This window comes from Nitrosomonas eutropha (assembly GCF_003201195.1).
Taxonomy (GTDB): Bacteria; Pseudomonadota; Gammaproteobacteria; order Burkholderiales; family Nitrosomonadaceae; genus Nitrosomonas; species Nitrosomonas eutropha.
Map to the genome: position 1 here is coordinate 1 of NZ_QICQ01000046.1, position 11,415 is coordinate 11,415.

General features: G+C 56.1%; 6 protein-coding genes. All 6 read left to right on the forward strand.

Going from position 1 to position 11,415, the window contains the following annotated elements:
• Window positions 1–326: 326 nt before the first annotated feature.
• Window positions 327–887 carry a recombinase family protein gene (locus tag C8R14_RS12195; RefSeq protein ID WP_011630626.1) on the forward strand — a complete coding sequence of 187 codons (561 nt, stop codon included), beginning with the start codon at window positions 327–329 and terminating at the stop codon, window positions 885–887.
• A gap of 4 nt (window positions 888–891) precedes the next feature.
• Window positions 892–2,526: an IS481 family transposase gene (locus tag C8R14_RS12200; protein ID WP_219997564.1), complete on the forward strand. Its 1,635-nt coding sequence runs from the start codon at window positions 892–894 to the stop codon at window positions 2,524–2,526.
• A complete protein-coding gene (locus C8R14_RS12205) occupies window positions 2,516–3,484 on the forward strand; it encodes an ExeA family protein (protein WP_011630628.1) in 969 nt (322 codons plus the stop codon). The genes C8R14_RS12200 and C8R14_RS12205 overlap by 11 nt, the downstream gene beginning before the upstream one ends.
• A gap of 119 nt (window positions 3,485–3,603) precedes the next feature.
• Complete coding sequence (locus C8R14_RS12210; protein ID WP_011630629.1) at window positions 3,604–6,519, forward strand: ATP-dependent helicase; 2,916 nt, start codon at window positions 3,604–3,606, stop codon at window positions 6,517–6,519.
• Entirely contained in the window at window positions 6,519–8,507 is a 1,989-nt protein-coding gene (locus tag C8R14_RS12215; RefSeq protein WP_011630630.1) for a site-specific DNA-methyltransferase, read from the forward strand. Before C8R14_RS12210 ends, C8R14_RS12215 begins: the two co-directional genes overlap by 1 nt.
• Window positions 8,497–11,190 carry a TnsA endonuclease N-terminal domain-containing protein gene (locus tag C8R14_RS12220; protein WP_011630631.1) on the forward strand — a complete coding sequence of 898 codons (2,694 nt, stop codon included), beginning with the start codon at window positions 8,497–8,499 and terminating at the stop codon, window positions 11,188–11,190. Before C8R14_RS12215 ends, C8R14_RS12220 begins: the two co-directional genes overlap by 11 nt.
• Window positions 11,191–11,415: the final 225 nt, after the last annotated feature.

Consider the following 11,415-nt stretch of genomic DNA (forward strand, 5'->3'; position numbering starts at 1 on the left):
TAGGTGTAATAGCTCGCGTTTGAAACTGGCTCTGCTCGCATTTGACGCATTTTCTGGCTCACAATAACTGCAAATGAAAAGCTGTTCATGCTCACGCTATCTGCAAATGAGCTCGCATTTATCAGCTTCGGCTTGCATTTCATCGTGACGTGCTCACGTTAAGTGAAAATGAACTTTGTCTCTACGATCGTATTGGGCGTCTTGTTTGGGTATACCCGAATGGGACGCCGTGATGAGACGTTTTTCGTGTCTCAATAGGGTTGTTTTGCTGTTTCCGGCATGCTATTGTTTAAGGCTCTAAAGGCTAACGAGACAAATTCTCCTCTATGGCGCTCTACGGATATGCTCGTGTCTCTACCAACGATCAAGACTTTACGCTGCAGGAGCAAGCACTACGCGCTGCTGGCTGTGAGGTAATCCGAGCAGAGAAAGCGAGCGGAACAAGTCGGACCGACCGGACCGAGCTTCAGGTTTTGTTGGATTTCCTGCGGCGCGGAGATACGCTTGTCGTCACACGGATCGACCGCCTTGCGCGCAGTATCAAAGATCTTCAGGACATCGTATATACGCTGAAGAAGCAAGGTGTCACGCTCAAAGCGACAGAACAACCTATTGACACACGCAGCGCGGCAGGGAAAGCTTTCCTGGATATGCTGGGCGTGTTCGCGGAATTTGAAACCAACCTCCGGCGTGAGCGTCAGCTTGAAGGTATTGCTGCCGCCAAAGCGCGCGGTGTCTACCGTGGGCGCAAGCCATCGATTGACCCCGCCGAAGTTCAACGCCTTCGCTCCGAGGAGAGGCTGGGCGCGACGGAGATTGCACGACGGCTTGGCATCGGCCGTGCCTCGGTTTATCGCGCTCTGGCCAACGATGGACGGTCGGCGTAAAACGATCCCAGTCGATTCACTGCTGCAATTGCGGCAGCGGCTTGATCGCTTGCCGCGCAAAAGCCCGGAACGTGCCACTCAGATTGCAGCAGTCGCCGGGTTGTACGGCATCTCTGCAACAACCGTCTATCGGGCGCTGCACGTCTTTCAGAAGCCCCGCGCCGCGCATCGTGCCGACCATGGCAAGCCCCGTTTATTGCCGCAACCCGAATTGGAACGCTACTGCGAACTAATCGCGGCACTGAAGCTGCGCACCACCAACAAGCAAGGGCGGCACCTTTCCACTGGGCGGGCGATCGAACTCATGGAAGACTGCGGCGTGGAAACTGCGCAAGGTCTGGTTAAAGTACCCAAGGGGCTGTTACGTCGCCCGACCATCAATCGCTATTTGTCCGTGTTGCGGCTCGATCGACCACACTTGTTACGCGAGCCGACTGCCGTGCGCTTCCAGGCAGAGCATAGCAACGACTGCTGGCAATTCGATATGTCACCGTCCGATCTCAAGCACATCGACAAACCGGATTGGATCGACCCCGCCAAGGGTCAGCCGACCTTGATGTTGTTCAGTGTGGTGGATGACCGTAGCGGTGTTAGCTTTCAGGAATACCGTTGCGTGTACGGCGAGGATGCCGAGTCCGCACTACGCTTTCTGTTCAACGCCATGGCCGCCAAAGCTGATACCACCTTCCAATTTCAGGGGCGGCCAAAGATGATCTATCTGGATAATGGGCCGGTGGCCAAAAGCCGGGTGTTCCAGAATGTCATGCAGGCGCTTGACATTGAATGGCAAACGCACACTCCGGCCGGCAAAGATGGGACACGCACGACAGCGCGTTCGAAGGGTAAGGTCGAGCGCCCATTTCGCACGGTAAAGGAGGCGCACGAAACACTCTACCACTTCCACAAACCGGAAACAGAGAAGCAGGCCAATGAGTGGCTGATGCGCTACCTGCTGCGCTACAACAATCAAAACCATCGTTCCGAGAAACATTCCCGCCTGGAAGATTGGTTGTCCAACCTGCCGCCGGATGGCTTGCGCGACATGTGCACCTGGGAGCAGTTCTGCCGCTTTGCGCGTGAACCGGAGTGCCGTAAGGTCGGCGTTGATGCGCGCATCACTATTGGTGGCACTGCCTACGAACTGGAACCAAACATGGCGGGTGAAACCGTTATTTTGCTGTGGGGCTTGTTCGACGATGAAATGTATGTCGAGTTCGACGGCGAGAAATTTGGCCCTTATCACCCTGTATCCGGCCCGATCCCGCTGCATCGGTACCGTGCATTCAAGCGTGGCAAGGCCGATGAACGCGCCGATCGTATCCGAGCACTTGCCGACCAGATCGGATTGCCAATAAGTGCTTTGGCCGGAAACGATGTGCAACTCACGCCACCGACGGTTGAAACGCCGGTGCCTCACCAACCATTTGATGCCACCGCACACGAATACCGATTTTCTACCGCCATTGCAGCAAAACTGTCTATCGCCAATGAGTTAGCGACCCCGCTGGCAAAGCTGCCAGCCGAAGATCGCTTTTTCATTGACCATGTGCTCGCCGAGACGCTGATGCATAGAGTGGTCCTCTCACGGATTAGAGAATATTTCCGAAACAAAAAATCAGGAGGGGATCATGCGGGTTGAAGTAATGCAATATTACGGGCTGACCCAGCCGTTAGATCAAGGTGGTTACTATGAAACTGAGCATCATAAACAGCTTATCAAGGATATCAAGGGCGCTATTCAGGAAGGTCGGTTGATTGCGGTATGTGGTGTCGTCGGTAGCGGCAAGACCGTCACTTTGCGGCGCTTGCAGCAAATCCTCAAGGAAGAGAACCGAATCACCGTTGCTAAATCCCTGTCGGTCGAGAAGCACAGCATCAAGCTGGCTACGCTGATCACCGCACTTTTTTACGATCTGGCGCAAGACAAACTGGTGCAGATACCCAAACAAGGCGAGCGCCGCGAGCGCGAATTGCAGGAGCTGGTGAAGAAGGGCAAGCGCCCGGTGGCACTATTCGTCGATGAAGCGCACGACCTGAACGGAAACACACTTACTGGCCTCAAGCGCTTGATGGAAGTGGTGGAAGATAGTGGCGGCAGACTGTCTGTGATCCTTGCCGGCCATCCGAAGTTGCGCAATGACCTGCGCCGGCCGACCATGGAGGAAATCGGCTATCGTACTGATATCTTCACCTTGGACGGCATCGCCGGCAGTCAGCGTGAATATATACAGTGGTTGCTCGGTACCAGCATCACCAAAACTGATTCAGAGGCTATTTTGACGGCAGAAGCGATTGACTTGCTGGCCACCAAACTACGGACTCCGCTGCAAATCCAATTGCACCTGACACTGGCGTTGGAGGCTGGTTATCAGATCGGAGAACAGCCGGTCACGGCAGCACTGATGGAATCCGTGCTATCGCGACAGCTCGATGACTTGGAGCCTACACTGATGCGCCATGGCTATCGTCTTAAGGATATGGTTGAGCAGTTCGATGCCAAGCCGGCAGAAATCAGGGCGCTATTTAGAAATCAGCTTGATCCAGCCCGCACAGCGGAGTTGCGCGACTGTATATTGGCAGCGGGATTGCCGATATGAAAGCTGTTATTTGCGGTTAATGTGAGTATGGCCAGTTTCAAACGCAAGCCATTACAGGTAGGCGTATCAGGGAAAACAGTGCAATTGAAGAGTCAGTTTGATAGTGACGCGCACATGGAATGACTACTTTCGTTCCATTGTTTCAATCCAAGGCCAACCCGCAGCAGCTCGAAGCCATCCTCGCCACTGACGGCCCGGTGCTCATCATCGCGGGCCCCGGCTCCGGCAAGACCTTCACGCTGGTCGAGCGCATCGCCTATCTCATCACGCAGGAAGGCGTCGCGCCGGAGTCGCTGTTTGTCGTCACCTTTACCGACAAGGCCGCGCGCGAGCTGACTACGCGCATTTCCAACCGACTGACCAATCTGGGCATCAAGTTCAACCTGAACGAGATGTACCTCGGCACCTTTCACTCCATCTGCCTGCGGCTGCTGGAGGATTTCCGCGAGTTCACCTGGCTCAAGCGCAGCTTCACGCTGTTCGACCAGTTCGACCAACAGTACTTTCTGTACCAGCACATCAAGGATTTCCGCGAACTGCCCGACGCCCAGCTCGTTATGGGCGACGACCAGACGGGCCGCTGGATGCAGTCGGAAAACCTGCTCAAGTGGGTCAACAAGGTCAGAGAAGAGGCGCTCGACGCCACCACGCTGACAGCGGCCCCAGAGCTGGAAATATGCGCCCTGGCCACTTGCTTTGCCAAGTACCAGGAACTTCTGCACGAGCACAACTCACTGGACTTCTCCGGCATCCAGTACGAGGCGCTGCGGCTGCTGGAGAAGCGCCCCGAGGTGCTGGCGCAGCTGCGCGAAAGGCTCACCCACCTGATGGTGGACGAGTACCAGGATACCAACACCATCCAGGAGCGCATCCTCCTGCTGCTGGCGGGCGAGAACAAGAATCTGTGCGTGGTGGGCGACGACGACCAAGGCCTGTACCGCTTTCGAGGGGCGACCATTCGTAACATCTTGGAATTTCCGTCGCTGTTTACCGACGACCAGTGCAAGCAGGTCAAGCTCACCGTCAACTACCGCTCGCACCCGGACATCATCCGCTTCTACAACGAGTGGATGAAGGAGCAGGTATGGGACGACGGCACGCGCGTCTTCCGTTTCGCCAAGCAGATCGTGCCGTGCGAGGACGACTTTCCCGAGATGCCCACGGCGGTGCGGCTGGCCGCCAGCAATGACAACGGAGAAACCACCAACTGGCACGCAGAGGTGCTGGCCTTTCTCAACGGCCTGAAGGCGTCCGGCAAGCTGGCAGACTGGAATCAGGTCGCCTTCCTGTTCCGCTCGGTCAAGAACGACAAGGTGGTGGCGTTGGCGCGCTTCCTCGAAGCGCAGGGAGTGCCCGTGTTCTCGCCCCGTTCGAACATGTTCTTCGAGCGCGAGGAGATCCGCCTGATGATCGGCGCGCTCATCTTCCTGTTCCCTCAATTCCCCAAGGTGCGGGCGTGGGCCGAAGGCGTCACGCTGCCCATCTGGGACTACTACGATCACCAGTGCTTCAAGCCCTTCACCGACGAGCTGCGCAAGCCGGAAAACAAGCCCTTGCTGGATTGGGCGCGTCCGCTGGCCAAGCGCCACGCCGTGCTCGCGCAGAACACCGACTACGCCTTCTCCGGCCTGTTCTACCAACTATTCCAGTTCCCGCTGTTCTCGCATTTTCTCACCGAAGAAGCTGCGCAAGGCGTGGACAAGGGGCGCGCGGCGCGCAATCTCGGCACCTTTTCCAAGCTGCTGACCAAGTTCGAGTACCTGCATTTCGTCAGCGTGTTGAACCCTTCGTTCCTGGAGAAGAACATCCGCGACTTGTTCAACCAGTTCCTGCGCTTCCTTCAGGACGGCGGCATCGGTGAGTACGAGGACGAAGCCGAGTACGCGCCCAAGGGCTGCATATCGTTCCTGACCATCCACCAGTCGAAGGGGTTGGAGTTTCCAGTGGTGGTGTGCGGCTCACTGGAGGCAGTGCCGCGCAAGCAGTACAGCGCGCTCGACGTGCTGCTGGAGGATGGCGGCTACCTCTCCAAGGAACGCTTCGAGCCGCTCGACCACATCAAGAACTTCGACTTCTGGCGACTGTTCTACACGGCCTTTTCGCGTGCGCAGAACTTGTTAGTGCTCGCGGCGCAGGAGAAGCAGGGGCGTGGCAAGTCGCCGTCCAAATATTTCGAGCGCCTGTTCTACGAACTGCCGAGCTGGCGTGATGTTGATCTATCAGCCCTGACCTACGAGGCGGTCAAGCAGATCAATCTCAAGCGCGAATACTCGTTCACCTCGCACATCGCCGTGTTCGAAAACTGCGCCGAGCAGTACCGCTTCTTCAAGGAACTCGAATTCGCGCCCATCCGCGAGAGCCCGATGCTGTTCGGTACGCTGGTTCACCAGACCATCGAGGATATTCACAAGACGGTGCTGCGCGGCGAGGAAGGCAGCATCACCCTCGACGGCATCAAAGGCTGGTTCTCAGCCAACTACGCGATGCTCTCAAAGAAGGAACGCGTTTACCTTGCTCCCAGCTCGCAGCAGGCGGCGTTGTTGCATGTGCTGCGCTACTTCGAGCGCGAGAACGGCAACTGGAATCGCATCAAAGAAGCCGAGGTGGAAATTTCGCTGGTCAAGGATCAGTACATCCTCAAGGGCAGCGTTGACCTGATTCGCGGCGAACACGACACGGTCGAGATCATCGACTTCAAGTCGGAGAAGAAGCCCGACATGGAGAGGGATCGGGATCGTCTGCGCCAGTATCAGAGCCAGTTGGAGGTGTACGCCCATCTGGTGGAAAAACGCACCGGCCAGAAGGTCAGTCGGATGCACCTGTACTACACCGGCGAGGACGGCGGCACCCCCTACGTGTCGTTCAGCAAGGACGACCGAGCCATCGGCAAGACAATCGCGCGCTTCGACGACATCGTGGCGCGCATAGAGCGGCAGGACTATGGCATCGCGACACGCCCGGCAAAGCTATGCCTGAGCTGCGACATGCGCGCCTACTGCGACAACAAGAATTGGAAATTCAGGAAGAGCAACTGATGAACAATAACACCCCCGCGCAGGAAAGCCTGCAACTGGCCACGCCCGCAGGCGGCGCCACCAACGTGGAGAAATACAAGTTTGAGCCGATCAAGGGCTACCCGATGCTGAACTGGCGTGGCAAACGCCCGTTCACCTCGACGCAGTATTACCCGGCGCAGTTGAAGGAAGTCCACGGCGAGGAAGTAGATGGCTGGCGCAACAAGATTTTCTGGGGGGACAACCTGCAGGTGATGAGTCACTTGCTGAAGCAGTTCAGAGGGAAGATCGACATGGTTTACATTGATCCGCCTTTTGATTCCAAGGCTGACTATCGGAAGAAAATTCATCTGAAGGGGATAACGGTTGCGGGCGACATGGCCGCATTCGAGGACAAGCAGTACGGCGACCTGTGGACTAATGATGAATATTTGCAATTCATGTATGAGCGACTAGTTTTGCTTCGAGAATTGCTTACCGAAGAGGGAAGCATTTGGGTTCAGTGTGATTGGCATCGCAGTCATCATATTCGCTGCTTGCTTGAAGAGATTTTCGGTTCTTCAAATTTTCTGAATGAGGTCGCTTGGCAGAGAACCGATCCTCATAATGATGCAAAGAGTCGGCTTGGGATCATTCACGACACCATATTCTGGGTAGCCAAGAACAAAGAAAAAGTTTTCTATGATTGGCAGGCAGCCGCAGGCGATCTCTCTGACTCCGCTCTCAGTGAGTATAGTTTGGTGCTTCTGGATGATGGATCAGTTGTTGATTACTCAGAAGAAACGGAAAATCTCGGCAGGCGCTTCAAAGTAGAAAATACAACGTATAAGGGAAAGGACTCCAAGCGACAGTTCGAATGGCGCGGTGTCAAACCGTCGCCGAATCGTGTTTGGGCATACGCTTCCCCAAAGGAAATGGATCAAGCCTTGGAGCGGGGGGAGTTGTACCTGCGCGATCCAAGAAAAGGATCTACCCGCTGCAAAGTATTTTTCCTTGAGAAGAGTAATGGCCGATTGCTACAATCAATCTGGACAGATTGCGGTCGGATGAAGGGCGGCTCTGACTATCCAACCCGAAAGCCAGAGCAGCTATTGGAAAGAATAATTACCGCCGGATGCCCAGCGGGCGGCGTTGTCCTGGACACTTTCGTTGGCTCTGGCACTACTGCGGTAGCTGCACAGAAGCTCGGTCGGAAATTTATTGTTGCCGACATCAATTTGGGGGCAGTGCAGTCATCAACCAAGAGACTCATCAACTCTGCCGTGGAGATTCTTCAGCAACCTCTTAATGAGGAAGAAAGGGCTTTCTGGGGGTTCGAGATTCACAACGTCAACAACTACGACATCTTTCGAAACCCTGTTCAGGCCAAGGAACTCCTGATCGAAGCACTGGAAATCCAGAAGCTGGAGTTCAGCACCGTGTTTGACGGCGAGAAGGACGGGCGCATGGTCAAGATCATGCCCGTCAATCGCATCGCAACGCGCGCCGACCTGAACGAGTTGATCGCGGGGTTCGACTACAAGGCGTGGGAGCGCAAGCAGAACGAAAGCCCAAACCGACCGGTCGAGAAGATCACTCTCGTCTGCATGGGGCATGAGCCAACTTTGCGGGCGGAACTGGAATATGCGGCCAAGCCCTTCAAGATCGACGTGGAGGTGGTGGACATCCTGCGCGACAAGGCCGATCTGGAGTTCAAACGCGACTCGCAGGCCAAGGTGTCCATCAAGAAGGGAGAGCTGGTCATCGAGAAGTTCTACCCGATGAACCTGCTGCAGAAACTATCGCTGCAGAAGGAGTCTGTCGAGGACTGGAAGGAGTTGGTCGAGTCGGTGCTGATCGACTGGAACTACGACGGCGCGGTGCTGCAACCCGCAGTGTTGGATATCCCCAGCAAGAACGATCTGGTGAAGGGCGCGTACACCGTGCCGCAGGATGCGGGCACCATCTACGTCAAGATCACCGACCTGCTCTCGGAATCGTGGGAAGGGAGCGTGAGCTATGGCGAATAAGCGCACGCCCAAGGCGGTCAGCGCGTCGCTCGACTTCGCCTTCTTCCGCTTTCTGTGGCGGTTCTACCAAGACAACCGGGGAGCGATCAGGCAGAACCAAAAGGAACTGACCCGCAAGTTCCTCGACTTCAACAACCCCGAGAAGAATCCAAAAGCGTTCCTGCGCCAACCGCAGTTCGAGGCGCTGGAAACCTACGTCTTTCTCAAGGAGTTTCTGGGCAACGCCAAGGTCGAAGAGATCTTTAAAGCGTGGTACGAGCGCAGTGGAAAGTTCGAGGGCCGCAAGTTTAGCTTCTTCCTCGACAACACCGTGCAGGAGATGATCAAGTTCGACGAAAGCGATGAGCTGGACCTGAACTCCTACAAAGTGCTGTTCGAGAAGATGCGCAAGAACTCCCGCACCTACCCGAACTACATCTTCGCGCTGACGATGGGTACCGGCAAAACCATCCTGATGGCGACCTGCGTCTTCTACGAATTCCTGCTGGCCAACAAATTTCCGAAGGACGCGCGCTACTGCCACAACGCCCTGGTGTTCGCGCCGGACAAGACGGTGCTGCAGTCGCTCAAGGAGATCGAGGCCTTCGACCTGACGCGCGTGGTGCCGCCGGAGTACGTCAACTTCCTGACCACGCATCTGCACTTCCACTACCTCGAAGAGGCAGGCACATCGCTTGACACCCTGGATCGCTCGCGCTTCAACATCATTGTCTCCAACACGCAGAAGATTATTCTCAAGCGCCAGCACAAGGAGAAAACCTCCGTTGACAAGCTGTTCGGCGCGACCGGCGAAACCCTCGCCGTCACCGGCGTCTATGCCGACGCCGCCGACCTCTACAACTTCGATCAGCCGGAAGAGGAAGGCGAACTCACGACCAACCAGCGGTTCGAGAGGCTGCGCCGTTTGAAGCAGTTGGGCATCTACGTGGATGAGGCACACCACGCCTTCGGCAAGGCGCTGGCCAAGGACATGGGCGTGGGGGCCAAGGCAACCGACACCAGTCTGCGCACCACCATCGACATCCTCGCCGCCAGTCTGAACGCGGCGGGCACGCGCGTGGTAGCTTGCTACAACTACACCGGCACGCCCTACGTGGGGCGCGAGGTGTTGCCGGAGGTGGTCTACGCTTATGGCCTGAAGGAAGCCATCGACAAGGGTTTTCTCAAGAATGTGACGCTGCATGGCTACGCTAACACCCGCACAGACGAGTTTATCGACATCGCCATCGAGAGCTTCCTGAATGGATCGGGCAACCTGCGCCCGGAAGGAATGCTGCCCAAGCTGGCGTTTTTCGCGGCCACCGTGGAAGAGCTGACCGAAGAGCTGAAGCCTGCCGTAGAGCGTGCGCTGCTCAAGCACGGCATCCCCACCTCACGCATCCTGGTCAACGTGGGCGACAGCAAGATCACCACCAACGACGACATTCGCGAGTTCAATCGGCTCGACACCGAAGGCTCGGAGAAGCAGTTCATCTTGCTGGTCAACAAGGGCCGCGAAGGTTGGAACTGCCGCTCATTGTTTGGCGTGGGCCTATTCCGCGAACCCAAGTCCAAAGTGTTTGTCCTGCAGGCCACGATGCGCTGTCTACGCAGCATTGGGCAAGCCCAGCATACCGGCCACGTCTTCCTCTCCGAAGGCAACCTCAGCACGCTGAACGACGAACTGCAGCAGAACTTCCGCATCAGCACCGACGAGCTGCAAAAGACCGGCAAGGACAAAGAACGAGTTGAGATTCGTGTGGTTGAGCCACCGATCAAGATCAAGCTGGTGCGCGTACGCAAGCAGTACCAGATGCGCGATAAGCAGTTGGTGATCGGGCAAGCGTTGATGCCTGAGCGGGCAGATGCGCAGAAGTGGGGCGAGCTGGTAGAGAAGTACCGCCTGATCGAAACGCGGCAGGACGGTTTGACGCCCGCTGACGCTGCGCGCGCTTCCGGTAGTCGCACCTTCGACCTGACCGCTCGCCGCGAGAAGCGCACCTTCTCGCCGATGACGCTGGTGGCCGAGGTGTCCCGCTATCTGAACCGAAACCCGCTGGAGATCGAGGAACTGCTGGCCGCGACGAAAGAAGGCTCCGATGAGCTGGTGGCTATCACTAACGAGTTCAACGAACTGCTGTACGACGAAATCATTCCTCGCCTGTTCCACCAGCTCTACGACCTCGACGAGTCGCAGCAAACCGAGGAGCACGAGGTCGATCTGATCAAGCTGCCCACGAACGGCTACTACGAGGTATCAGCGGCGAAGGATAAGATCGTCCGGATGCACGACGCGCAGATCAAGGATGACGAGCGCGCCAAGAGCTTCCACCTCGACACCTACTGCTTCGACTCCGGCTCGGAGAACTGGCTGTTCTGGGATCTGTTGCGCGAGCAGCGTGTGAAAAAGATCTACTTCACTGGAATGCTGACTCACGGCCAGTCCGATTTCTTCATCCAGTACATCGACCCGGATTCACGCACCGTGCGCAGCTACTACCCTGATTTTATCTTCCAGCGCGAAGAGATGGATGGCAGCCTGAAGTACGTGATCGTCGAGGTGAAAGCCGACAATCAGATCGAAGATGCCGTGGTGCAGGCCAAGAAGGACTTTGCCCAGCAGATCGCAGTGGCCAGCGGGATGGAGTACCGCGTCCTCAAATCATCTGATGCCGATAAAAGAAATTATCGTGTGTTGATGTAAGTTTTTGATATAAATGAGTGAATAATTATTTTCAGCAACTCACAATCAACGCAAAGTTCATTTTCACTTAGCGTGAGCACGTCACGATGGAATGCAAGCCGAAGCTGATAAATGCGAGCTCATTTACAGATAGCGTGAGCATGAACAGCTTTTCAGTTGCAGTTATTGTGAGCAGAAAAACACGTCGATTGCGAGCATGGCCAGTTTCAAACGCAAGCTATTACA